This is a genomic window from Deltaproteobacteria bacterium, assembly GCA_005879535.1.
In the GTDB taxonomy this organism is placed as follows: Bacteria; Myxococcota; Myxococcia; order Myxococcales; family 40CM-4-68-19; genus 40CM-4-68-19.
On sequence record VBKI01000082.1, the window covers coordinates 42,517 to 66,907 of the forward strand.

Annotated in this window: 22 protein-coding genes; 6 read left to right on the forward strand and 16 right to left on the reverse strand. The window is 67.7% G+C overall.

Annotated features, from left to right (window positions below; translation table 11 throughout):
- Positions 1–3: 3 nt before the first annotated feature.
- The 3 genes from E6J58_19215 to E6J58_19225 form a co-directional block, all read right to left on the reverse strand.
- Positions 4–795 (reverse strand): hypothetical protein, encoded by a 792-nt coding sequence (locus E6J58_19215; GenBank protein ID TMB33985.1) that lies wholly within the window; start codon positions 793–795, stop codon positions 4–6.
- Between the two features lie 80 nt (positions 796–875).
- Positions 876–1,685, reverse strand: a complete 810-nt coding sequence (locus E6J58_19220; GenBank protein ID TMB33986.1) for a glutamate racemase — start codon at positions 1,683–1,685, stop codon at positions 876–878.
- 14 nt (positions 1,686–1,699) lie between these two features.
- On the reverse strand, positions 1,700–2,368 hold the full coding sequence (locus E6J58_19225) for a hypothetical protein (protein ID TMB33987.1): 669 nt from the start codon (positions 2,366–2,368) through the stop codon (positions 1,700–1,702).
- A 16-nt stretch (positions 2,369–2,384) separates the two neighbouring features.
- On the opposite strand from E6J58_19225, the gene tolQ reads away from it, so the two are divergent.
- From tolQ to E6J58_19250, 5 genes are read left to right on the forward strand one after another with little or no spacing between them, the layout of a single operon-like run.
- Positions 2,385–3,212 (forward strand): protein TolQ, encoded by an 828-nt coding sequence (gene tolQ / locus E6J58_19230; protein TMB33988.1) that lies wholly within the window; start codon positions 2,385–2,387, stop codon positions 3,210–3,212.
- Entirely contained in the window at positions 3,212–3,640 is a 429-nt protein-coding gene (gene tolR, locus E6J58_19235; GenBank protein TMB33989.1) for a protein TolR, read from the forward strand. Before tolQ ends, tolR begins: the two co-directional genes overlap by 1 nt.
- The gene (locus E6J58_19240; GenBank protein TMB33990.1) at positions 3,637–4,356 is read left to right on the forward strand and encodes a TonB C-terminal domain-containing protein; all 720 of its coding nucleotides are present in this window, start codon (positions 3,637–3,639) and stop codon (positions 4,354–4,356) included. Before tolR ends, E6J58_19240 begins: the two co-directional genes overlap by 4 nt.
- 33 nt (positions 4,357–4,389) lie before the next feature.
- Positions 4,390–5,631, forward strand: a complete 1,242-nt coding sequence (gene tolB / locus E6J58_19245; GenBank protein ID TMB33991.1) for a Tol-Pal system beta propeller repeat protein TolB — start codon at positions 4,390–4,392, stop codon at positions 5,629–5,631.
- Between the two features lies 1 nt (position 5,632).
- Positions 5,633–6,736, forward strand: coding sequence for a hypothetical protein (locus E6J58_19250; GenBank protein TMB33992.1), 1,104 nt, complete (start codon positions 5,633–5,635; stop codon positions 6,734–6,736).
- On the opposite strand, the gene E6J58_19255 is transcribed toward E6J58_19250, so the two are convergent.
- Entirely contained in the window at positions 6,733–9,840 is a 3,108-nt protein-coding gene (locus E6J58_19255) for a hypothetical protein (protein TMB33993.1), read from the reverse strand. The genes E6J58_19250 and E6J58_19255 overlap by 4 nt on opposite strands.
- Positions 9,841–11,364: a hypothetical protein gene (locus E6J58_19260; GenBank protein ID TMB33994.1), complete on the reverse strand. Its 1,524-nt coding sequence runs from the start codon at positions 11,362–11,364 to the stop codon at positions 9,841–9,843. It abuts the gene before it with no gap.
- Between the two features lie 553 nt (positions 11,365–11,917).
- Here E6J58_19260 and E6J58_19265 point away from each other — a divergent pair.
- Positions 11,918–13,711, forward strand: a complete 1,794-nt coding sequence (locus tag E6J58_19265) for a hypothetical protein (protein ID TMB33995.1) — start codon at positions 11,918–11,920, stop codon at positions 13,709–13,711.
- Positions 13,712–13,718: 7 nt separating this feature from the next.
- Here the strand turns inward: E6J58_19265 and E6J58_19270 are convergent, their stop codons facing one another.
- From E6J58_19270 to E6J58_19320, 11 genes are all read right to left on the reverse strand, one after another.
- Positions 13,719–14,663: an AAA family ATPase gene (locus E6J58_19270; GenBank protein TMB33996.1), complete on the reverse strand. Its 945-nt coding sequence runs from the start codon at positions 14,661–14,663 to the stop codon at positions 13,719–13,721.
- The gene (locus E6J58_19275) at positions 14,660–17,119 is read right to left on the reverse strand and encodes a tetratricopeptide repeat protein (protein ID TMB33997.1); all 2,460 of its coding nucleotides are present in this window, start codon (positions 17,117–17,119) and stop codon (positions 14,660–14,662) included. Before E6J58_19275 ends, E6J58_19270 begins: the two co-directional genes overlap by 4 nt.
- A 140-nt stretch (positions 17,120–17,259) precedes the next feature.
- Positions 17,260–18,609, reverse strand: coding sequence for an acetyl-CoA carboxylase biotin carboxylase subunit (accC, locus tag E6J58_19280; protein ID TMB33998.1), 1,350 nt, complete (start codon positions 18,607–18,609; stop codon positions 17,260–17,262).
- Positions 18,609–19,142 (reverse strand): acetyl-CoA carboxylase biotin carboxyl carrier protein, encoded by a 534-nt coding sequence (gene accB / locus E6J58_19285; GenBank protein TMB34058.1) that lies wholly within the window; start codon positions 19,140–19,142, stop codon positions 18,609–18,611. Before accB ends, accC begins: the two co-directional genes overlap by 1 nt.
- A complete protein-coding gene (efp, locus tag E6J58_19290; protein TMB33999.1) occupies positions 19,121–19,690 on the reverse strand; it encodes an elongation factor P in 570 nt (189 codons plus the stop codon). The genes accB and efp overlap by 22 nt, the downstream gene beginning before the upstream one ends.
- Positions 19,691–19,764: 74 nt before the next feature.
- Positions 19,765–20,127: a hypothetical protein gene (locus E6J58_19295; protein TMB34000.1), complete on the reverse strand. Its 363-nt coding sequence runs from the start codon at positions 20,125–20,127 to the stop codon at positions 19,765–19,767.
- A 3-nt stretch (positions 20,128–20,130) separates the two neighbouring features.
- Positions 20,131–20,325, reverse strand: a complete 195-nt coding sequence (locus E6J58_19300) for a hypothetical protein (protein TMB34001.1) — start codon at positions 20,323–20,325, stop codon at positions 20,131–20,133.
- Between the two features lie 38 nt (positions 20,326–20,363).
- Positions 20,364–20,912, reverse strand: coding sequence for a hypothetical protein (locus E6J58_19305; GenBank protein TMB34002.1), 549 nt, complete (start codon positions 20,910–20,912; stop codon positions 20,364–20,366).
- An 11-nt stretch (positions 20,913–20,923) separates the two neighbouring features.
- The gene (gene pilQ / locus E6J58_19310) at positions 20,924–23,206 is read right to left on the reverse strand and encodes a type IV pilus secretin PilQ (GenBank protein TMB34003.1); all 2,283 of its coding nucleotides are present in this window, start codon (positions 23,204–23,206) and stop codon (positions 20,924–20,926) included.
- Entirely contained in the window at positions 23,206–23,784 is a 579-nt protein-coding gene (locus tag E6J58_19315; protein TMB34004.1) for a pilus assembly protein PilP, read from the reverse strand. The genes pilQ and E6J58_19315 overlap by 1 nt, the downstream gene beginning before the upstream one ends.
- Positions 23,781–24,386, reverse strand: a complete 606-nt coding sequence (locus E6J58_19320) for a pilus assembly protein PilO (GenBank protein TMB34005.1) — start codon at positions 24,384–24,386, stop codon at positions 23,781–23,783. Before E6J58_19320 ends, E6J58_19315 begins: the two co-directional genes overlap by 4 nt.
- Positions 24,387–24,391: the final 5 nt, after the last annotated feature.

The window sequence follows — 24,391 nt, forward strand, 5'->3', positions numbered from 1 at the left end:
TGGCTATTTGGGCGGCTCGAGGTCAGCCGAGAGGAAAGCGAGGATCACCTCGTCGAGGCTCTTCTCGCTGATCAGCTCTTCCGCGAAGAGCGTCGGGAGATCGTCGGTGGGCGTCTCCACGGGACTGTCGCTGAAGAAGCTGGGCGCCTGCGCCGCCTTCGCCGCCGCCGGAGCGGCGGGACTCGCTGGAGCCGGCAGCACAGGCGCAAGGCGCGGAGGCGTCGTCGGCCGGGTCGGCTGTCCGGGCTGGCGCGTGACGTGCGGCAGCGGCCCGCCCGGCGTGCGCGGAGGCGACGCCGACGGCGGCGCTGCCTGCCAGACCGGCGGCGCGGCGGGCTTGGGCGGCGCAGCGGCGGGTTTCGCAGCGGGTGCGGCCCGGGCCGGAGCGGGTTTGGCGGGCGGTTTCCTCGCCGGCGCGGCGCGCGCAGGCGTCGAAGCCTGCGTGTTGACGTAGGACGCGGTATTGGTGCCGTCGGCGAGGACGCCGGGATCGTAATGCGGCGCCGAGAGGCGCTCGGCGAGCTCGTCGAACTCTCCCGTCACCAGCCGCTTCAGCATCGTCTTGTGCTGCTGCTCCATCAGCCCGCGGACCACCTTCGGCAGATCGGGCTCCGCCGCCTTCTCCACGTAGCTCGATTTCATGCTGGCGACGATGTTTCCGCCGACGAACAGGTGCGTGATGTAGTGGGCGTGCGGGAGGCCGGAATCCTCGGTCTGCACGTGGTAGACGCGAGGCCCGTACTTCACGCTGTGGTTGAACCCCCCAACGGGGGTCCCGGCCTTCGGCGTCGGCATTTGCTCCTAATTCAGTTAGCAGAACACCCGAGGCTCCGCCAGCTTGGAGAACCCCCGGACGAGCGCTGCCCGTCCCTGAATCACCGCGCGAGATCAATGAGTTCCACATCTCCGACGCGGCGCCCCAGGAACCGCTCCGCCACCACCCGGAACCGGTCCGGGAGGTCGGTGCAGAGGGTGCGATGACGCGATGCGTCGCGCCGGTCCGGACGCAGCAGGCCCCGGACATGGAGCAGCGTTGTGACGCTTTGCGTTATGGCCTCTGCGCTGTCCACGATTGCGACCTCCGGCCCCAGCACCTCGCTGATGGTCGCCTTGAGAAGCGGATAGTGCGTGCAGCCGAGGACGGCGGTATCCACGCGCGCGCGACGCAAGTCGGAAAGGTACCGTTCGGCGATCAGCCGTGGCACCTCACCGTCGATCCACCCCTCTTCCGCCAACGGTACGAACAGCGGGCAGGCGCGCGCGATCACCGGCGCGAGCGGCGCGAGACGCCGGAGCGTCGTCTGATACGCGCCCGACGCGACGGTCGCGGGCGTTCCCAACACGGCGATGGCGCCTCCGCGGGTGCGAGCAGATGCCACCTGCGCGCCCGGCTCGATCACGCCGAGCACCGGAATCGGCAGCGCCGAGGCCAGCGCCGGCAGGCTGTGCGCGGATACGGTGTTGCAGGCGACGACCAGCAGCTTGATCCCGTGCCGCGCGAGATGCTTTGCCGACATCAGCGCATATCGGGTGACCACCTCGCCAGATCGCGTGCCGTACGGAAGGCGAGCGGTGTCTCCCAGATAGACGGTGTCTTCGTGAGGGAGCTGCGCCGTCAGCGCCCTGAGCACCGTCAGCCCGCCCACCCCGCTGTCGAACACCCCGATGGGCGCGTCGGCGTTCACTCACCCGTTCTGTATCACGGAGGCGATTCGGCGCTCACGAAGACGTCGGTGATCGCGCCGATGACAATCAGCGACGGCGCTGCCGGGTGGTGTGTGCGATAGACGAGATGATCGCCGTCGCTGAGGGTGCGGAGGCCAAGGATGGCGAACGTATGGTTTCCCGGCGTGAGGTTCTCGACGGATGCCCCGTCCGTGCCGAACGCATTGCACGGTACCGTCCCTGCATTCACCCCGCCGCTCCCGTTCGCGTCCGGGTCGACCAAGATCGTGACGTTGTTCACGTTAGCAGCCGCGCAGGTCTTGCCGTCGAATGTCCAGGTCATGCTCGCGCTCCCGGTCGTCTCCGCCACCCGGGGCACGTCGACCGCGAACGAGTTCTTCTTTCCGCCGACGACGCGCAACGTCTGCGTGACCTGATGGGTGACTGACCCGTTCGCGTCCAATCCGGTGACGGTGAGGTGATAGTCCCCCGCGTAGTAGACGCCGAGGTTCGCGCCGAGGCTGGCCTCCTGGCAGGTGAACTGATTCGGCGACAGCACTTCATTCGCGATGTCGATCTGGATGAACGCCACCTGGGCGTCGGCGCAGGAAACGCCGTCGAACGTCCAGTCCACCTCCAGCTCCCCGCTCGAAGACCCGCAGGCGGCGGCTGCGATCAACGAGAGCAACAGGATGCGGCGCATGCAGGCCTCCTTGCCGATGAGACGTCTTCCCTGCCCCGGCATTCAGACTTCCAGAGGTGCGCCGAGGTCACACCCCAACAAGGGATCGGTTCGGCTTCTTCCTGCGTTGACAGTACCGACCGTGCGAGGGAGAAACGCGCCCGCCATGAACGGCAGCCTGAACTACGTGGAGATGGTCACGCACGGCGGCCCCATCGTCAGCGGCGTGCTGATCATCCTCGTGATCTCCTCGCTCGTGAGCTGGACCATCATCTTCCGCAAGCTGCTCCATCTCCGCCGGGCGCAGGCGGAGAGCCTCCAGTTCCTGGAGACGTTCTGGCGCAGCAAGCGCCTCGACTCGATCTACACCGCAAGCGAGCAGATGCCAGTGAGCCCGGTGGCCCAGGTCTTTCGCGCCGGGTACGTGGAGCTGTCGAAGGTGACGCAGTCGCAGCCTTCGACCGAAGAAGGGTCCCTGCACGATCAGCTCGGCGGATTCGAGAACGTGGAACGCGCGCTCGCGCGGGCCGCGAATGCCGAGCTGACCACGTTGGAGCAGAGCACCCCCTTCCTGGGAACGACGGCGGCGGCGGCCCCCTTCGTCGGGCTCTTCGGGACCGTCTGGGGGATCATGGGCGCCTTCCGCGACATCTACGCCGCGGGCAACGCCAACCTCGCCACGGTGGCGCGGCCCATCAGCGAGGCCCTGATCGCCACCGCCGTGGGCCTCTTCGCCGCGATCCCCGCGCTGGTCGCGTACAACTCGTTCAGCTCGCGTATCCGCGTGCTGGACAACGAGATGCGCAACTTCAGCGCCGATTTCCTCAACATCATCAAGCGCCACATCTTCAAGAAGGCGGCCTGATGGCGTTCGGTTCCACAGAGGGCGGCCCCCGCCGCGCGATGACGGACATCAACGTCACTCCGCTCGTCGACGTGATGCTGGTGCTGCTGATCATCTTCATGGTCACGGCGCCCCTCATCCAGAGCGGCGTGAAAGTGGACCTGCCGCGCGCTTCGGCGCAGCAGATGGAGCACCAGGAGGAGAAGCTGGTGCTCACCATCACCCGCGACCGCCGCGTGTTCCTCGGCAACACGGAGATCCCCGGGGCCGATCTGGAGCGCAAGCTCTCGACCAACGTGCGAATCCAGAAGGAGAAGGAGCTGTATCTGCACGCGGACCGGTCGCTGCCGTATGGGCAGGTCGTCGAGATCATGGCGGTGGCCCGGCGGGCCGGCGTCGAGTCTCTCGGGATGATCACCGAGCCCGATCGGGAGCTGAGACGGCCTTGACCGACGTTCCCCGGAGCGCTCTTGCCGCGCACGGGCAGATGCCCGTCCTCCCCGCCGTCGCGCTCGCCATCGTCCTCCACTTCGGGATTCTCCTGGCGGCCACGCTGCTGCCGCGGCTGTTCGATCGGCGGGCTCCGCCGCGCAAGCCCATCATCGCCCACCTGGTCGCGCTCGGGCGCCCGCGCGATCCGCGGCTCCTGCCGCGCAAGGAATCGCCTCCGCCCGCCGCGGCCTCCAAGGCCGCCGTTCCCATTCCGTCCACGGCCGCTCCTGCCGCGCCGCGCAAGCCGGAACCTACTCGCTCGGAGCTGATGGAGCGCGCCCTGGCCCGCGCGGCGGGAAAATCGGACGCGGAATCGCGCGAGCCGCCGGATCCGGAGCGCGCCGGGTCGGCCACCGGCTCCGCGGCTGGAACGGCTGCCACGCCGGAGGAAGGCGACGCCTATTTCACCGCGGTGCATGACGCCATCCTCGAGCACTACGTCGTGCCGTCGGTGATCTCGGAGCGCGAGCGGCTGTACCTCGCCGCCTCGATCGTCGCCTGGATCGGCTCCGATGGCCGCATCCTGCGGTACGAGCTTCAGAAGAAGTCCGGCAACGCGTTCTTCGACCAGGCGCTGGAGCGCGCCATCCAGCAGACGAAGCTGCCGGCGCCTCCTCCGGAGATGGCGCGCGCCCTCCGTGACAACGGCGTCGTCCTGAACTTCAGGCCTTGAGGTGATCCCCTGACCTTCCCGTTGGTGCTCGCAATGATGCTGGCGGCCGTGGACCGGCCGGTGATCGATCTCTCGGGCGGGCGGATCCAGCCGCTTCCGCTCGCGATCCCCGCGCCGCTCGGCTCGCGCGAGGCCGGCGCCGCCGTCCAGGCGGCGCTGGCGCAGGACTTCGAGCGCAGCGGCCTCTTTCGTCTCCTCGATCCGCAGTCCTTCCTCGGCGACACCGGCGAGAGCCTGACGAACGTCAACTACCGCGAGTGGCAGACGGTGGGCGCGCAGGCGCTGGTGAAGATGAGCTGCGAGCCGCCCGCAACCGAGGTCAAATGCGACATGCGCCTGTACGACGTCGCGCGCGGCCAAGAGCTGCTGCACGGCACGTACACGGCGCCGCGCCAGGCGCTACGGCTCGCGGCGCACCGATTCGGCGACGACGTGGTGCGCTTCTTCACCCGCGAGCCCGGCGTGTTCCAGACGCGCATCGCCTGGGTGCGCGAGTCGGAGACGGGAAAGCAGGTGATGGTCTCGGACTGGGACGGCTTCGGACCGCAGGCACTGACGGGAGCGTCGATCAACCTGCTCCCTTCCTGGAGCCCCGACGGCAAGATCGTCGCCTTCACCAGCTTCCGCAACGGCGATGGGGCGCACCTCTATGCCGTGGAGGTCGCCTCGCGCCAGCTTCGTCCGCTGATCCTGCTCGGCGACTTCGCCACCGGCGCCTCGTACTCGCCCGACGGAGCGCGCCTGCTCTTCTCCTCGTCCCAGAACGACAACACCGACGTGTACGTCGCGCAGTTCGACGGAAGCGGGGTGCGCCGCGTGACGGATGCCCGCGGCATCGACATCTCCGCCTCCTGGAGTCCGGACGGCAAGCGCATCGCCTTCGTCTCGGAGCGGGCGGGAACGCCGCAGATCTACTCGATGACCGTGGAAGGTTCCGACGTGCGCCGGCTCACCTTCCAGGGCAACTACAACCAGGAGCCGGCCTGGAGCCCGAAGGGCGATCTGATCGCCTTCTCCGGCCGCGACGAGCACCGCGTGTTCGATCTCTACACGGTGGCCGTCGACGGCGGGAAGGTGACGCGGCTGACGCAGAACCAGGGTACGAACGAGAAGCCGGCCTGGGCGCCCAACGGGCGCTATCTCCTCTTCTCCTCGACGCGCAGCGGAAAGCGGCAGATCTGGATGTCCCAGCCGGACGGATCCAACCAGCGACAGGTCACCTCGGAGAAGACCGGCGCCTCCGATCCCGCCTGGGGACCGCTCCCGGCGAAATAGGATGTTGCTGGCGCTCAGACGCCGTTTCGGAGTGCGCGGCGCGGCGGCGCTCCTGGTCGGTGCCGCATTCTTGATCACGCGGGCGTTGGCCATCGGCTTCACCCACGCGGGCGCCGCGACCATGTCTCCCGAGAAGCGCCTGGTCTGGAAGTACGCGCCGGGAAGTCTCCGGCCGGAGGCGCCTCCGCGATTCCTCGAGCCGCTGCAGCGCTGGGACGCGGACTTCTATGCCCACCTCGCGCTGCGCGGGTATCCGCCTCCCGATCGTCCACGGCCGCTCTATGGGCTGGGCTTCTTGCCGCTCTATCCGCTCATCGTCCGCGCGGGAATGCAGGTGACGGGCAACGTATACTGGGCGGCGTTCGCCGTCTCGAACCTGTGCGCGCTGCTCGCCGCGATGCTGCTCGTCGAGCTGGGCGCGATGCGCCGGCGGGCGGACGGCATCCGCGCGGCGGTGCTCTTTCTCGCCGCGCCAGGGGCGAACTTTCTTTCCTACCCGTATTCGGAGCCGCTGTTCGCCTTCGCGCTCGCCGCGGGAATGCTCGCGGCGCGCAGCGGAGCACTCGCAACCGCCGCCGCCGCCGGCGCCGCCGCCTCGGCAACGCGCCCGACCGGCCTTGCCGTCGCGGTGGCGCTGGCGTCCGTCCCCCGCCCGCGGCAGCTCGTCGCCGCGGCGCTGGCCACGGGAGGACTGGTGGCGTACGCGCTCTGGTGCGCGCGGGAATACGGAGATGCCCTCGCGTTCCTGCACATCCAGGCCTCGCACAAGCGCGTGCTCTCGCTCTTCGGACCGGTGCGCGCGCTGTTCGCGTTCAATGTGGATCCCGATTACTACCTGGTGACCATCGCGGGAATCACAGTCGCCGTCCTGATGGTGCGGCGGACGCCGGCGTGGGCGTGGCTCACCGCATGGTTCCTCCTGCTCCTCCCGATGGCCACCGGAACGCTGCAGGCGATGGTCCGCTACGAGTCGACCAATCTGCCACTGATCTGCGGAGTGCCTGCGGTGCTGCGCGGGCGCTGGTTCTGGCGCGCGACAGCCGTCTCATTGGCGCTGATGTGCGTCGAGGCGCTGCTGTACGGACAAGGCCACGCGCATTACTAAATCGGTTCAATCGAGAAGTAGGGCCCCCAGGCGGGCTCGCCCAGGACGGCGTCCGGCGAGAGATTGAAGCCGATGTCGATTGCCATGCGTCCGATGGGCGTCAGCCAGCGCAGGCCGGTTCCCACGGCGTGGCGCAGCACGAAGTAACGGCGGCCGGTTTCGTCGCGGCCGAAGAGGTTGACCGGGGTGCGCCAGAGGTTTCCTGCGTCCCAGAACATCGCGAGCTCGAATGATTGCGTGAACGGGAGCCTCAGCTCGGCGCTGAAGGCGACGAACTGGTCCCCGCCATCGCTCGTGCCGCCCGCGGCGAGCAGCTGTGCCTTCGGAGTGCAGGCGAGGTCGGTGAGCGTCGCTTCACAGGCACGCACCTGCGCGTGGAGCTGGTCGATCAGGTCCTGTGGCTGCAGACCGTCCTCGTGAAACCCGCGCAACGAAGTCGCGCCGCCGAGATAGAAGCGGCGGTCTCCGGGCGTGCGCGACTGGTCGTCGAGCTGGAACACGCGTCCACCGCGCGCGGAGAGGACGATGCTCGCCAACGAGGGCAGCGGCACGTACGCGGCGAGCAATCCCTGCACCTTGAAGAGGTTGACGTGGACGATGTGGCGGCCCTCGTCCGTGTCATTCGCCGTCTCGATGCCGGTGAAGGATCGTTGGTAGTCGCCGCCGAGCTGAAGCAGGATTCCAGATCGGGGCCGGGCGGGATCATCACGCAGGTCGAGCAGCGCCATGGGACGCAGCGACCCGAAGAGCATCGTGCCCGGCGGAAGGCGGAAGATCCGTTGGTCGATTCCGGCCAGCACGTCTTCGATCGATCGCGCTCCGACGGTCAGCTCCTGGTATCCGACCTCGTAGACAATTCCGGCGGTCACCGGCCGGCGCCGCGTCAGGTCGACGCTCGCCTGCGCGGAGAACTTCGTCAGATCGTACGAAGTGCGCAGGGCGCGCTCGTGGATCAGATCGAGGCCCGCGCGGAGCTCATTCGTCAGCGGGTAGAGCCGGGGAGCCGAGATGCCGACGTCGATCACGCGTTCGATCGGGATTCCTGCGGGATACTTGATTCGCGTCTCGTACTGGGACACGTCAGTACACGCGGACACTTTGGGCGGGTTATCGGGGTCGTCGAGCGGACAGACGCGCTCGGTGGGAAAGCGCGTGAAAGGAAAGTCCGCCTTCACCACGGCCGTGAAGGTGAGGTTTCGCCCCAGGATGTTGCCCTGCGTCCACTGCGCGCTGGCGCGCGGGCCGTCGGCGAGCGAGAATCCGATGCTCGCCTGGAAGTCGCGAGTCGGCCGCTCGCGGAGCTGGACCTGCAGCGTCTTCTCGCCCTCCGCCACCTCTGGATTTCGCGGCGTCAGCGTCGCGGAGAAGAAGAGGCCTGTACGCAGCAGCGCCTGCTGCCCCCGATCGATCGCCTCCGGAGTGAGGACGTCTCCCTGCTTGAGGCCGACCAGGTCGAGCACCAGTCCTTCCACCGTCCGGCGATGACCGATCACCTCGACGTACCCGACGCGAACGACGGGCCCGGGCTGGATGCGGTAGCGGACGTCGACGCGTGAGGCGCCGTCCGGCGTATCCTCAAAGTCCTCCTCGTCCTCGACGCGGGCGTACAGATGGCCGCGCCGGGTGAAGATCTGGGTCAGCGCGGCGCGCCCCTCCTCGGCTTGCAGATAGCTGAAGGGCCGGTCCTTGCGCAGGACGATGGCGGCATCGAGCTCCGCGGCGGAGACGTCTCCGCCGCCCTCGACGAGGATGCGGCCGACCCGGGTTTGCTCCCCCTCCTTGATCGGAATCGTGACATCGATCCGGGCTGGATTGCCGGCGATGGGATCGAGCTTCGGGGGCCCGGCGCGGACGGAGAGGTATCCCTGCGACTTGTAGAGGTCCTCGATCTGCTTGATGGCGCGGGCGTAGACAATCGGATCGAACACCGCTTCCGGATCGACGGTCGTACGCGGCGCGTGCGGCCCGCGGACGGTGCCCATCACGCCCATGCTTTCGACCAGCGCGGGATCGGCTCCCGCCACCGGATCGCGGACGAGATTGTCTCGCAGCAGCAGCAGGATTCGCTCGCGAAGCTGGGCGGTGGGAATCGCCCGGTTCCCTGTGAAGGCCAGGCGCTCGACGCGCACCTGCGGCCCTTCGTCGATGGCGAAAACCACCTCTTCGGTGCCGTCGCGCGCCACCATGCCGCGCTCGGCGATCTTGGCGCGCAGGAAGCCCGCGCTGACGTAGAAGCGGCGCAGGCGCCCCGCCATCTCCTGCGCCGACTGGGCATCGAGCGGGTCCTCGGAATCGAGGGCGAGGTGCGCGGCGAGAACGTCGTCCGGAAAGGCGCGGTTTCCCCGCAGGTGAAAGCGGACCAGCGGCCCAGCCGCAACCGGAATCACGAGGCGCGCGGAGCGATCGCCCATCTCTTCGACCCGCGCCGGGTCGACGCGCGCTCGAAGCCGTCCCGCCCTGCGATACCGGTCGCGGACCCGTCGGATCGCTTCGTCCAGGAACCCGAGGTTCAGTACGTCGCCGCGATCGAGGCGGAGCGCCGCCAGCAGCTGGTCGCGGTCGAGGCCGGGATCGCCGTCGAACCGCACTTCGGAGATGCGCGTCGCCGATCCTTCCTCGATGCGCAGCTCGAGCGCGACGCCGCCGGGAGCCGGTTTGCGCACCGGTGTCACGCTCGCGTGCCGGTACCCGATGCGGAAGTACGCAGCCTGGATCGCCTCCACCGCCGTCCCCACCTGTTCCGGCTGGAACTCGGCGTTGACTTGAAGGTTCGCGTTCTGGATGAGGACGCTCTCGGCGAGCGCGCTGTGGCCAGGGAACGTCACCGCGATGAGCTTCTCGACGGGCGCAAGCACGAACACGAGCCGGATGCGGCCGTCCCCCATCGGTTCTGCGTACGCAGCGACGCGGGAGAACCGCGCGCTCGCATGCAGGGCGCGCACCGCATCGCGCACGTCACGCGCGTCGAGGACTTGCCCGGGCTGCACCTCCACCAACGCGCGCACCGATTCCGCGTCGGCGCCCTCGTAGGCAATCTCGCCGACGCGCGGCGGTTCCGACAAGGCGGCCTGTGCGAGGAGCAGCGCGAGGAGGGCTGCGATCACCTACTCCCCCTCCCACTTCAGATGCAGGTCGATGCCGAAGTCGGTGCCGACGCCGCTGGTGATGTGCTCGTTGTCGAGCTGCAAGCGGGTGGAGAGGGCGTCCGACAGCTGGTAGCTGATTACACCGCGGTACCTCCGCGTGGTCAGTCCTTCCAGCACCCGGAGATCGAGGCGCTCGCTGATCAGGTGCGATTGGAAGCGCGCCATCGGTTCCAGGCGGTTCGTCGCCACGGAGAAGTCGCTGGCGAAATCGATGTTCGGGTTGCGCAGGATCGCGTTCTTGGGGATGAAGCGGCGCACTTCCTCGGAGAAGCCGGTGGCCTTGTTCAACGCCTCGATGCCGATGGCGAGGCCGGAGTCCGCCGCCGAGAACGTGCTCTGCTGCAGGTTCTGCGAGACGAAGCCGAAGGTGAGGAGGAAACCGAGGTCCGCCTCCGCCAGCGCCGGCTCGGAGCTGAGCGACGCGTGCGGTTCGCCGGGCGTCCCGAAGGCGTGGAGGCGGACCTTGTACTCCTTCACCTGTGAGCTCAGCTGGAAATCGAAGCTCGGACGGATCCGCTGGCGGTCGGTGAAGGTGAGGACGCCCTGCTCGATCTGGAAGTCATTGCCGCGGAAGGCCGCGGTGCCGTGGACGGTGTTGACGCTGCCGAGCAACCCGATGGCGCGCGACGTCCCGGTGATCTTCAGGTCGCCCTTGAGATCCGTCCGCGCCAGGTTGTTCTCTACGCGGACCCCGCGCCCAAGGTGCACGTCGAGGTCGAAGCGCACGACGATGGGACTCTTGGTGAGGACCTTCGGGGTCGGCGGCCGGCGCGAGAAGTCGAGCAGCGACTTCTCGATCTCGACGTCCTCCGTGTACTTCATCTGCGCGAGGACGAGGTTGCCGCCCAGCACCGGCTCCAGCGGCGGCCCGAAGAGCGTCAGGTCCCCGTCGATGATTGCCCCTGCGCTTTCCTGCAGCCGGACGTTCACGTCGCTGACGTGCGCGGACATGTCGATCTTCTTCGGAACCAGACGCTCCATCTCGATCCCGCCCGAGACGCGCGCTTCGCCGTTGTTCAGCTTCCCGGAGAGCGAGTCGATGACCAGGGCGTCCTGCGAGAAGGAGATGCTGCCGTTCAACGCGCGGGCGGCGACGGGCAGACCGCGGAGAGTGGCGGCGCCGTCCTCGATGCGGATGTTGCCGAGTACCGTGGGGTTCTTCGCGGAACCGCCGACCACCGCCTGCACCAGGTACGTGCCGGAGGCGTGCTCGACGTCGGGCATCAACCCGGGAAGCACGCGGCCGTCGATGCTGGCCCCGAGCCGAAGGTCGAGCCTGCCGTCGCGTCCGCGCCCGCCCGAGAGCTGCGCAGTCGTGAACGGCGCCCGCAACGCGAGCCGTTCCGTCCGGATCCCTTCCGGGCCGAACGTCACCTGGGCCGGCCCGTCGTTCTCGAAGGCCAGATCGCTGCGGACGATCCGGAGCTGCGAAAGCGTCATCGTTCCCGCGCTCTCCCGCCAGCGCAAGAGCGACCCGTGCACGTCGAACGCCGCGGCCAGGGAGCCGCTCTCGATGTCGACGTCCGCAACTGTAGGGGATATCGCCTTCCAGCCGGGCCTGCCCGGTCACCCCGTGCGTGCCCACCGTCGCCTTCCAGCTCAGCGCCTTCCCGTCCAGCGTCAACGACAGGTCGCCGTCCCCGAGGTCCGCCTCGTCGGCCATGCCCTCGCTGAAGCGCAGCGAGACGTTCACCGTCGGGTGCGAGCTGACACCGCCTGCATGCGCCGTCATCCTCATGGCCCCGGAGAGCCGTGCTCGCTGCGCGAAGTCCAGGTCGGCGAGCGTGAAGTTCTCGGTTCGCCCGTCGATGTCGAGCTGCCAGCGCGGACCGAAGCGCCCCGCCACCCGCAAAGCCGCCTCCCCGTGGAGCAGCACGAGCTCGTCGATCTGCAAGCGCGGATCGCCGCCGTGGAGCGAGAGCCGCGCCATTCCGGAATTGAACGATTCTCCCCAGAGGATCAGATCGTCGAGCTCCAGCGAAGCGGTTCCCGACGGCGCGGCCACCGGCCCCTTCACGTCGATCACACCCTCGACGTGTCCGTCGACGAGGTCGGGATCCTCCACGGTGGAGAGCTCAGGCACGAGCCCCACCGCCAGGTCGACGAGGTCGTTGACGTACGCGTCGGAAAGCTCGACATGCGCGTCGACAGGCATCGCCGAGCTGCTGAAGTCGACGGCGATGCGGCCCCGGTACGAGCTGCGATCCTTGTGCGCGTGGACGTCGGTGAAGGCGAGCCTCATCGAGGCGGTGTCGAAGGCGACCTTCGTCGTCAGGTCGCCGAGCGAGAGATCCATGAAGCGGGCGCCTTGCGCCGCCGTCCTTCCTTCGATGGCGAGCGCCTTGTATGGCCCGCTCGCCGTGGCGGCGAGCTTCAGGACGCCGCCGGCGGGCAGCGGTCCGAAATGCCCGCGGAGATCGTCGAGCGAGAGGTCCTCGGAATGCGCCGCGAGTTGCATCCCTTTGCGGAGGTCGGTGAAGAAGGTGCTCTCCACCTGCACGTGGGAGCCGGCGCCTACCTCGATGGCCACGCCCTGGGCGACAATCTTCTCCGGATCCGCCAGCACCGTTCCGGTGAGCTTGCCTCGGGCGAACTCGAGCATCTTTCGCGCCTGCGGGCGCTTCTCGTACGTCCGGTCGAGCACCGCGAAGTCGGCGAGCTCGAGGCTGGTCTCGCCCGCGAGGCGGAACGGCGACAACGTTCCTTTCGCCTGCACGCGTCCGGTGGTGCGCAGCAGGATCCAGGCGTGCTGCAAACCGAGCTTGCGCAGCAACTCCGGGAGCTCCATGTCGCGAAGCTGAAGATCGGCGGCGAGCGGCAGCGTCGTATCTGCGAGCGACACCTCGACCGACCCGTTCACCTGACCGCGCCCGACGGGCACCTCGAGCCGGTCGAGTCGCACCCGGGACGGAGTGAGATCGAATCGGAGATGGCCGTCGCCGGGAAAGAATTGGTCCAGGGCCACCGCCTTGAGCCGCAGGTCGCCTCTCAAGTGAGGGGGGCCGCGGCCGAAGGAAACCGTGGCGTCGGCGGAGATGCCCCCCTGGATGGCGAGGGCCGAACCAGGCAGGAGCCGCGCGGCGGCGCCCTTGAGATCGTCGACGCGCACGTTCGCCGCTGCCTCGATCTGCGGCTCGCAAAGGTTCTGGAGCTTTCCCTTGACGAAGGCCGAGGCTTCGGTGCCGATCACGTCGGCGCGCCGCAGCTCGACCGTGCCCGTGCCGCGCAGATCGACCACCCCCGCCGTCCGCGAGGAGATGAGCCCCACCGTGCGCCCCGGCAGCTCGAGGGATCCGCCGCGGGTGGAGACGCTGACCGCGAGCTGCGTCCCCTGCCCTCTGACGGCGAGTGCCGCCTTGGGAATGGCGAGGTGCGTCCCGCCGGCGCGCACTTCCACGCTGGCCTTGCGTATCTTGACCCGGCCAAATTCGAACCGGTCGAGGAGGTCGGGCAGGCACTGGCCGCCCGAGGGTGGCGAAGGTCCGGCCTGATCGAGCGCGAGCTTCAGCCGGGGGTAATCGACTTCCAGCCTCTCCAACCGGACCTTCTGCAAGAGCGGCCGCACCTTGACCTGTGCGAAGACGCGGGCCACGTCGAGCTCGATCCGCCCGCCGGGATCTCCTACCCGAAGCCCTTCGATGGTCAGCTTTCCCTGCTCCGGCTCCACCGAGCAGCGCGAGACGTCGACCCTGGCGGCCGTCGCCTCCTCGATGGTCGCCACGGCGTAAGCGCAGAGATTGTTGGCGACGAAGTCGGTGCGCAGGAAAGCCACTGCGGTGCCGGACACGACGGCGGCGGCGAGTCCGAGTGCGACGAGGATGCGGCTTAGCACTGGGTCAGCTCGGCTTCGCGAGCCCCGCCAGGTACCGGTCGATCTCCCCCAGATCCACCGGCTTGCCCTTCTCCGCGGCAGGCGCCCCCGACACTCCCCTGCGCGGTGGGGCGGCATTCGCCGCCGGCGGATTGCCGTCCAGGGCCAGCTCGCGCGCCACCCTCTCGATCATCTGCTCGTCGATCATCGGAACCCGGGCCACGTATCCCTCGAAGAGCGCATTGTCGCACAAGGTGTTGACCACGCGAGGAGTTCCACTGGAAAAACGGTGCACCGACTGGACGGCACCCGGGGTGAACGGCATCCGCGCCGCGCCTGCCAGGCGGAGCCGGTGCTTGATGTATGCCTCGGTGCTGTCGGCGTTCAGATGGTCGAGCCGATATTTCAAAGCCACGCGCTGCGCCAGCGGCGGATCGAGCTTCAGGTTCTGCTCGATCTCGGGAAGCCCGAAGAAGATCAGGTTGAGGAGCTTGCGCTCCGGCACCTCGAGGTTGAGCAGCCCGCGGAACTCCTCCATGAGCTCCCGCGTGGCGAGCATCTGCGCCTCGTCGATCAGCACCACCGCTTTTTTCCCCGCCTCGTAGATGCGCACCAGCCGCTGGTAGAGCTGACCGAGCAGCGTCAGCTTGTCCTCGCTGGGCGCATCGACGCCGAGCTGTAGCGCGATCCGCTTGAGCAACCATTGGGCGGTGACGCCGCTGTGGATGATGACCAGCAGCGCCGCGTCGTATTCGTTCTCCGGAAGCGAATCGAGCAGCCGGCGCGCGAGCGTCGTCTTTCCCGCGCCGATGTCGCCCACCAGGATGCCGAGCCCCTTCATCTGCGAGCAGAGGTGCGTCAGCCGGACCAGCGCCTGCGAGTGCTGGGGCGAGTTGAAGTAGAAGCGCGAGACCGGCGCGTTCGAGAAGGGCTCCTGGGCCAGCTCGTAGTAGTCGAGATAATTCATCAGACGAAGCCGATCTTCCGGTTCTTGCGCCCCGGTTCAGGAGGCGGCTCGGGCTCCCGCGAGCCCGGTCCGCCAGGACGTGACCCGGCTGTAGCGCCGGAAGTACCGAGCGCCGCTGCCTTGCGAAGGCCGGCGGGCGTCGCTTGAGGCCTCTTCTTCACCAGCGGCCGCACCGAGGCCGCGAGGTTCCCTCCCAGCCGCTCGATGCGGGCTCTGACGTCGCGGAAAGCGTTGTCCTCGGCGTGAATCGACTCGTACTGCTCGAGCGCCTCTGCGTTGTTTCCCTGCGTCTCCTGGACGGCGCCCAGCTCGAACTGCAACGCATGGCGCGCCACCGAGGTCAGATCGAGCAGGTCGAGCCCTTTCTGGAAGTGTCGCACAGCCGCCTCTGAGTTGCCGCGCTCGGACTCGCAGACGCCCAGCATCGTCAGGCAGTCGGCGGCGCGCGTGCCGCCGCCGTAGCGCAGGGCGACGTCGAACTCCGCGATCGCCTCCTCCAGGAGCCCCATCTCCTTGTAGGCGATGCCGAGATCGTAATGCGTCTGCACGTCCTCGGGACGAACGATCTCCTGGATCTTGGCGCGGAACTCGCCGAGCACCTCGGACGCGGGAACCTGGAACGACTCCAGCACGTCGCCGTCGAGCGGCTGGTCCTCCTCGTCGGCGGAGGTCCCGACTTCGGCGGCCAACTCCGCCGCGAGCTCCGCGGCCATGTCGTCGTACTCCTTGTCGGCGGCGGGAGCTTGCTGCTGCGTGGCCTTTCCCAGCTTGCGCAACCGCTGCGAGGCGCCGGTATGGTTCGGCGAGGACAGGATGATGCCCTCGAGGATCGCGCGGGCGTCGTCGGGGAGCCCCGCCTGGATGTAGAAGTCCGCTTCGGCGAGGTCGCCGGCGAACTCGTCGTCGTCGACCGCCTGCAGCGGCTCGGGCTCGATGACGGCCTCCGGCTCCACCTCGAGCACGTCGTCGTCGTCGAGGACCGCCCGCTCGTCGGCCGTCGCCAGCGCCTCGACCTCGAGCGGCGCTTCCTCCAGGATCAGCTCGTCGCCGGCACGGCCCGTAGAGAAACCCGCGCCCGCCGTGCCAAGCTCCTTGAGCTCAGCCCGGACGGCGGCCGTCCTGGGATCCCGCTTCTGCGTACAGAGGCGCAGCATGGTGGTGAGCGACGCCAGCGCCTCGTCCTTCCGCCCCATCGCCAACGCGACGATCTTCGCCTTCTCGTGCGCGTCGATGTTGTCGCGATCGACCGAGAAGACGCGCCGCAGATGCTCGAGAGCTTTGTCGTTCAGTCCGTACTTGACGTAGACCTCGGTCTCCTTGAGCAGCTTCGGCACTTGCGCGATCGTCATCGGCGCGGAGACGGCGCCGGCAGCCGCGACGGGCGCGGACGGTGGGCGCGCTCCGTGGATCGGAGCGCTGGGCGTCCGCTGCGGCGGGACCCGGATGGGCGCGCTGATCGGCTTGCTGATCGGCTTCGCCACTGGAGGCGGAGGAGCGGCAGCGGGTTTCGGCGCGGGCTTGGGCGGGGCGGGCCTCGGAGGCTCCGCTCTCGGCCGCGCCGACTCGCTGCTCTGCGCGCTCTTCAGCGCCGCCTTCACTTCCTGATCGTCCGGCGCGAGCTCCAGCGCCTGCTTCCAGACCTTCCGCGCATCGTCCGGCCGCCCGCCGTCGACGTGGACGCGCGCCAGCTCCTTGAGCACCGAGACCGTCTTGGTGACCTGCCCGAGGTCCTGGAAGGCCCGCGCGAGCATCTGCAGCGTGCTCAGCTCCCGGGGGTTCGCCTTGAAGCAGATGTGCAGCTTCGCCAGCGCGCGCTTGGAGTCGCCGCGGCTGAGGTACTGCTCGGCGAGCTCCTTCGCCAGGCCCACGTCGTTCTGGTCGAGGTGGCTGATCCGCTCGGCGACGCGCAGGTAATCGTCGTGACGGCCGTTGCGCTGCAGATATTGCGCGGCGCGGCGAAGCTCCGCGACGGCCTCGATCAGGTCGTCCTGGCGCGCGTACTGCTCGCCGAGCCGGATCCGCGCGGCCACATTGTCGGGGTCCAGGTCGACCAGCTTCTTCAGGGTATCGAGGCTCGCCTTGGTATCGCCGGATTTCTCGTGATGCGCCGCGACCGCCTGCCATTCCTTGGTCGCATCCCCGACCAGTCCGAGCTGCTGGTACAGCTCGGCGAGGCGGATGTTCACCTCCACCCGCTCGATGACCTTGAGCACCTGTTTGTAGAGCGCGACCGCCTTCAAATAGAAGCCCTGCTGCGAGTATGTACGCGCGACCTTCTCGAAGCAGTCGGCCGCCTCGGCCTTGCGGTTCATCTTCTGGTAGAGCTCGGCAAGCTTCTGCAGCACCCGGACGTCGTCCGGATCGATCTCCAGGACGCGCTGGTATTCCTTGACCGCCTTGTCGAACGCGCCCTTCGCGATCAGCTTCGCGGCCGACTCGATGACCTTGTTTTTGTCCATCGGCCGGAGGCTCGCGGGGCGGGGGGAGGGGACGTAACGTCCGTCGAATGAACGTAACGGTGAATCTGCTTTCCGGTCAAGGATGTAGACCGAGGTAGACGCTCGATCCCGGCAGCAGATTCCTACCCTGCGGCACCGCGTCAGTTCGGGTTGTCCGCCAGCAGCTTTTCCACCAGGCGCGTGTCGTACCTACCCTGTACGAAAGGCTCGTACACCAGGAGCTTCTTGTGGAAGGGGATGTTCGTTTTGATGCCTTCCACGATGTATTCCTCGAGGGCGCGGCGCATCCGCATGATCGCCGCGGGCCGGCTGTCGGCGTACACGATCAGCTTGGCGACCATTGAATCGTAGAACGGCAGCACCCGGTATTGCTCGTATGCCCCGGAGTCGATGCGCACTCCGAGCCCGCCCGGCGCGTGGTAGGCGGTGATCAGGCCCGGTGACGGCGCGAACGAGATCGGATCCTCGGCGTTCACCCGGCACTCGATCGCGTGGCCCTTGAGCGTGATGCTCTTTTGCGTGCGCCCCAGTTCCTCTTTGGCGGCAAGGCGGATCTGCTCCTTGATCAGGTCGAGCCCGGTGACGCTCTCCGTGACCGGGTGCTCCACCTGGATGCGGGTGTTCATCTCCATGAAGTAGAAATCGCCGCGCTCGTCGAGGAGGAACTCGATGGTGCCGACGTTGTTGTAGCGGATCTTTCTCATCGCCTCGACGGCGACCCTTCCCATCCGCTCCCGCAGCCTGTCGTTGAGCGCCGGCGAAGGGCTTTCCTCCAGCATCTTCTGGTGCCGGCGCTGGACCGAGCACTCGCGCTCTCCCAGGTGGATCACGTTTCCGTGCTCGTCGGCGACGATCTGGATCTCGATGTGCCGGGGCCGCTCCACGTAGCGCTCGACGTACATGTCGCCGTTGCCGAACGCCGCCAGCGACTCCGCCGATGCCGTCCGATACATCTGCGAGAGCTGCTCCTTCTCGCGGACGATCTTCATCCCCCGGCCGCCGCCGCCTGCCGCCGCCTTGAGGATGACGGGAAAGCCGATCCTCTCCGCCAGCCTCGCCAGATCGCGCTCGTCCTGGACCACGCCCTCGCTGCCTGGCAGCTGCGGAAGGCCGGCCTCCTTCATTGCCTCCTTGGCGCGGATCTTGTTGCCCATCATCCGGATCATCTCCGGGCGCGGGCCGATCCACCCCAGGCCCGAGTGCTGGACCATCTCGGCGAACTCGGCGTTTTCACTGAGAAATCCGTACCCGGGATGGATGGCGTCCGCCCCGCTCACCTCCGCCGCCGAGAGAATGGCGGGGATGTTGAGATAGCTCTCCCTGGACGGCGGCGGGCCGATGCAAAGTGACTGGTCCGCGAAGCGGACATGCAAGGAGTTCGAGTCGGCGGTGGAATGGACGGCGACGGTTTCCACGCCCAGCTCGCGCGACGCGCGAATCACCCGCAGGGCGATTTCACCACGGTTCGCGATGAGGATGCGGTGAAACACTACACGGGCTCGAAACGGAAGAGCGACTCGCCATACTCCACGGGGCTTCCGTTCTGGACCAGCACTTCGAGCAGGCGTCCCGGCTGCTCCGCCTCGATCTCGTTCATCAGCTTCATCGCCTCGACGATGCAGAGCACCTGACCCTTCTTCACCACCTGGCCCGCGTCCACGAAGGCCGGGCTGTCCGGCGAGGCCGATCGGTAGAAGGTGCCGACGAACGGCGAGTTTACCGTGAACGTCTTCTTCTCGTCCGCGGGTTTCGCCGCCGGCGCCGGCGCCGCGGCTCCGGTCGCAGGTGCCGGATGTGGATTCGCCGGAGCCGGCGCATGGACGGCGGCAGCGACGGGGGCTCCCATCGGAACGGCATGCACGGCCGTGGTCGGGGGTGGATGTCCGAGGCGGAGATCGAGCGTTTCCTGGCCGGAGACCCAGGTCAGTCGGGTGACGTCGGTGCCCTCCAGCGCCGCCAGGATGGCTTTCAGCTTGTCGACGTCCACTCGCGCCCTTTCCCTCAGCCTACGCGGGTCAGATATTCCCCCGTGCGGGTATCGATCTTCAAGGTGTCGCCCTCGTTGATGAAGAGCGGCACGTTGAGCGTGTATCCGGTTTCCAGCGTGGCCGGCTTCATCGCGCCCGAGACGGTATCGCCGCGCACGCCGGGATCGCATTTGACGACCTTGAGCTCGACCGCGTTGGGCAGGTCGACGGAGATGGCGCGCCCGTTCCAGAACAGGATCGAGGCGTCCATGTTCTCCTTGAGGAAGTTGCGCGACTCACCCAGGCCCTTCGCGTCGATGTGGCTCTGGTCGAACGTCTTGGAATCCATGAAGACGTAGTGGTCGCCCTCCTTGTAGAGATACTGCATCTTCTTGTCCTCGATGTCGGGACGGCCGACCTTCTCGCCGGACTTGAAGTTCTTCTCCAGGACGCGGCCGGTGATCAGGCTCTTGTAGCGGGTGCGCACGAACGCCGAGCCCTTGCCGGGCTTCACGTGCTGGAACTCGACGATCACGTAAGGCTCGTTGTCGATCAGGATCTTGAGCCCGTTGCGGAACTCGCTGGTGTCGATCACGTCGGCCATCGATGCACGCTCCCCTAGCCTGAGGGCGCGCGGGTGTATCGCAAACCAGCGGAATCGTAAAGGTGATCGCAGCGCTACAGCTGGGCGACGAGCTTGGGAGTGGCTACCCGCAATTCGTACCGGGCCCGCCCGATATTCCCCTCCGGCGCCAGTGCGAGCACCACGAAGTAATCCGGCGTCAGCGGCCGGGCCACCGCGACCAGCTTTTCCGTCCGGATGGAAACCTCGCTGGCTTTGCCCATCTGCAATGCTTCCGCCGCCTGCCGCACCTGCGAGACGATTCCGGAGTACTCGACCAGGAGCGTCTGCAGCTCGATGCCGGATGGCGCGCGGGCCTCGTGCGTCTCGATGGGAATGCCGTCGAATCCCATCACGCTCGCGGCGAACGAGCCGTCCACCTTGCCGCAGATCTGCTCGAGGTCTTCCTTGAAGCCCATTCTTCAGTTCCCTCGCCGGCGCTCCTGCACCCGGATCAACAAGTCCCGCAGCACCGCGATCGATCCTTCGGCGGAGGGCAGCTCCGAGAGCCGCTGCCGCGCCGTCTCGTCGCCGGCATCCGCGAGCCGGCGGTAGATCTCACGGGCCCGCCCGATCAATCCCTGGCGCACGTACAGCTCGGCGAGCGTGAGAGTCACCCCAGCCGATCTGTCACGGCGCGCGCGACACCGTCAAGCTACAGGCAGGTGCTGTTGCAGCCCGCCGTGGAGCAGGTCACGAAGATGTATTCATGCTGGCTGCTCTTCATCACCGAGCCGTCGTCCAGCTTGCCCTCCACCTGGAACGTCACCCGGATCGTGCCGGTCAGCGTGGCGGTCGCAGCCGGAGAGAAGAAGGGAACCAGCACCGGGCCTGTGCCGCCGCCAGAGGTGATCTGCGTGCCGCTGACCGGGATGATCTGGTTGGTCAGCGTCGTGCCGCCGATGACCTCGTAGTCGGCCACCACCTGGTGGGGGTGGAAGGTCGCCGAGTTGGTGCGGTAGAGCGAATTGAGAGCCGTGGGATCCGAGAGGTTGTTCTGCAGCACGACACCCATGGTGCCGCCGGAGTTGGCGGCGGGATCGATGTTCGCGAAGTCGAACTCGTCGGCTCCCGGATCGTACTTGCAGCTGGTGCCGGAAATTTCGCCGAGCACCACCTTGGTGACGACCAGCGCGGAGTTCTGCTTGGTCCTGCAGGAGGCGCCGAGCAGCGCGGCCAGTGCGATGAGCCAGCGGATCTTCATGTCCGTCCCTCCTACTGCTTTCCCTCGTCGGCGGCCGACGGAGCGGCGGCGACGACGGACTGCGAGCGGTTGACGATGCGCGGGGTGATGAACACCAGCAACTCGGTGCGGTCGTCGGTGATGGCCTTCTTCTTGAAGAGCCAGCCGAGCACCGGGATCTTCGAGAGCACCGGGACCTCGTTCCAGGCCTCGGAGTTGCGGCGGGTGTAGATGCCGCCGATGACCGTGGTCTCGCCGTCGCGCACCAGCACCTCCGTCTTCGCTTCCCGGCGGCTGATCGAGGGCTGTCCGTTGGAGCCGGTGAGCTGCGGGTTCGGCTGGTTGTTGGTCGCGCTGATCTTCATCTGGATCGACCCCTCCTGCGTCACGTGCGGGGTCACGCGGAGCTCGAGACGCGCCTCGATGAAGCTGGTGGCGACGCCCGCGGCGCTGGTCTGCGAGAAGGGAATGCTCACGCCCTGGCTGATGCTGGCGTCGACGTTGTCGACGGTGACCACGCGCGGCGAGCTGATGGTCTTGATGGTGCCGCTGTTCTCCGCCGCCGAGAGGCGCAGGTTCAGGTTCGCGGCGCCGCCCGCGCTGCCGAAGACGAATCCGAGACCGCCACCGTTGTTGATGCCGATGGGTGCGGGCATGTTGACGGCGAAGTTCGGCGGGCCGATGCCCTGCAGACCTGCGGTGGGCGCGGAGGGATCGTCTGCGGCTCCGGCCACCGCCAGGATGTTGGGAAAGATCAGACCGGTGGGATTGCCGAACGTCGGCGCCATGCTGATGTTGCCGCCCCACTGGATGCCCGCCTGGCGGGCGAAGCTGGTCGCCGCCTCGACGATGCGCGCCTCGATCAGCACCTCGGGCGTCTGCGTGTCGAGGTTGCGGACGACGCCTTCGGCGCGCAGCAGCGCGTCCTGCACGTCCTTGACGATCAGCGTGTTGGTCCGGGTGTCGACGGAGACGGTTCCGCGCTCGCTGAGGGTGTCCTTGAGCTGCGTCGTCAGTTGCTCGGCCCTGGCGTAGTTGACCGGGATCAGACGGACCTTGAGCGGCTCGGCCGCCTGCCGGTTCCTGAACGCTTCGGCTGCCGACTTCTGCTCCGCACGCAGCGTCTCGATGGGAGCGACGCGGATGATGTTGCCGACGTCCTCCCGGCCAAGCCCCTTGGACTTGAGGATGATGTCCAGCGCCTGGTCCCAGGGCACGTTGCGCAGCTTGATGGTGACGGAGCCCTTCACATCATCGGCGACGATGATGTTCTTCTTGCTGATCTCGGCGATGGCGCCGAGCAGGTTCTTGATGTCGATGTCCTTGACGTTGAAGTCGACCTTCCGGCCGTTGTAGTTCGCCGTGTCGTACACGTTGGACTGGGTGGCGACGCGCGCGTCCGACGCCATGGCGGCGGCTCGCGGCGCCGGCACGGTGGCCTGAGCCACGGGCCCGGGCCCGCCGAACTTCCACACCAGCGTACCCTTCTGCGCCGTCATTTCGTCCAGCGTGCCCTTGGCGACGGTCGCGACCACCTTCACGTCGAACCCGCCGGGAACGCGGTACGTGGAGAGCATGCTCACCGGTCCACCCAGCGAGCTCGAGTCGAGGTTGCGTTCGAGCCGATCCGGGAGCGCCGCGGCGTGGAGCGTCAGCACCGAAGTGGTGGCATCGGGCCGCGAGATCTCGAATCGCACCGCCTCGTCGAGAGCGACCAGGACCTCGGTGCGGTTTTCGATGGTGCGCAGATCGACGGCGCGGACCTGGACTGCCCTTGGTGCCGCGGCGATGCGCGGGGTCTCCGGAGCCGTCGCCTCGGCGCGGGCGGGCGTCGGACCAGCCTTCTGCGCGATCGATCGCTCGCCGACGAGCACGTCGACGCCGGATCCGACGCGGACGATCTGGTACCTGGGCATCGTCTCGCCCTGGGCGTCGATGACGACCCGGGAACCGCTGTCGGTCTTGCCGATGCGCACGCCCTTGACCAGCAGCGCGCCGGCAGCGTTGCCGAATCTGCCGGTCACGCCCTGCAGGTCGAGAGCCAGGCGGGCCGGGTTCCTCAGCTCGAGGATCCCGATTCTGCCGATCTTCCCGTCCGCCCCCACGTGGACGACGACCATCCCGTCCTTGCCTGAGACGGTGACCCGGCCGAGATGCCGCGCAGCGTGTTTCACCTCCGCCACGTCCTCGCGCGAGAGCACCACGTTCGGATCCGCCGGCGCGTCTGCGCGCGCCGCCGGAGCAGCCGCGAGCAGCACCGCGGCGATCAGCATTGCGGTGGCCATCCGTTTGTCCCTCCGAACCGCGGCGCGCATCAGTGGTCCCCCTTGGCGACGCCGATGTGCTCGCCATCCTGGAGCGCTTTCATGTCTCTCTCTTCGTCGCGGGTGACGGGCACCGTCAGCTTGACGTTCTGCGGGTACACCCGGCCGGTCGAGTGATCGGTGATGGTCTCGGTAATCACCACTTCGTCGCGGTGGATCCCGGTGACCTTGCCGCCGTTCTGTCCGATGAAGTCGCCGAGCCGCACCGGCCAACCGCGGTGATCGGGGTCTTCCACCATCGCCATGGGCGTGGCGGTCCCGGTCACCGTCATCGACAGCCGCAACTGGTCCAGTCCCCACTTCTCCAGCGGCGTCTTCGCCCTGCCCGGGGTCTCGCGGGCCCGGCCGAATCCCTGCGGCACGGACTGGTTCTGGAAGGGATCGCGCTTCCCGATCGGCGAATAGACGTAGATGTTGGTCGGCATCACCGGCTTGATGTCGTCGTCGGTGACCGGCTTGGGAGCAGTGGCCGCGGCTGGGGCGGTCCGGCGGGGCGGTGGCGGCGGAGGGCTCCCGCAGGCGGCGGCCAACAGCGCCGCGCAAGCAGCGATGGAGGCGGTCCGGTTCATTTCGCTGCCCTCGGCGCGGTCGCCTCCGGGACGAAGCGGAAGGTCGTCGCGACGTAGGTGGAGCTGACCACCAGCTTCTCGTTGGTGAAGCGCGCCCCGGCCATCTTGATGTTGGTGACGTTGACGATGCGGGCGAGCTTCGAGAGCGAGTCGAGGAAGACGCCGATCTCGTGGTAGTTGCCGGTCACCGCCATCACGATGGGAATGGAGGCGTAGAAGCTCTGCCGCTGCTCCGCCTGCGGGTCGATGCTGTTGATGGTCAACCCGCTCTTGGTGCCGATCTCGGAGAGCGAGCGGATCAACTCGTCGATGTTCGCCTCGTTGGGCAGCTCGGTGAGCGCCTGCGCCAGGCGCCGCTCGAGGATCTCCTTCTCGTGCTTGAACTGCGCCAGGTTGTTGGCGATGGACTGCTTCTGGATCAGCTCGTCCTCCAGGGCGCGCAGCTCGCCCTGCCGCTGCGTGATCTGGGTCTGCATCGGGTCGATGAAGAAGTACCAGTTGAGGCTCGAGAGCAGGATGACGAACCCGGCCACCACCCCGACCTTGTGGCCGAGGGGCATCTTGTTGACCGCGTTGAGGACGTCCTGTCCGCTGAGCGCCATCTCGT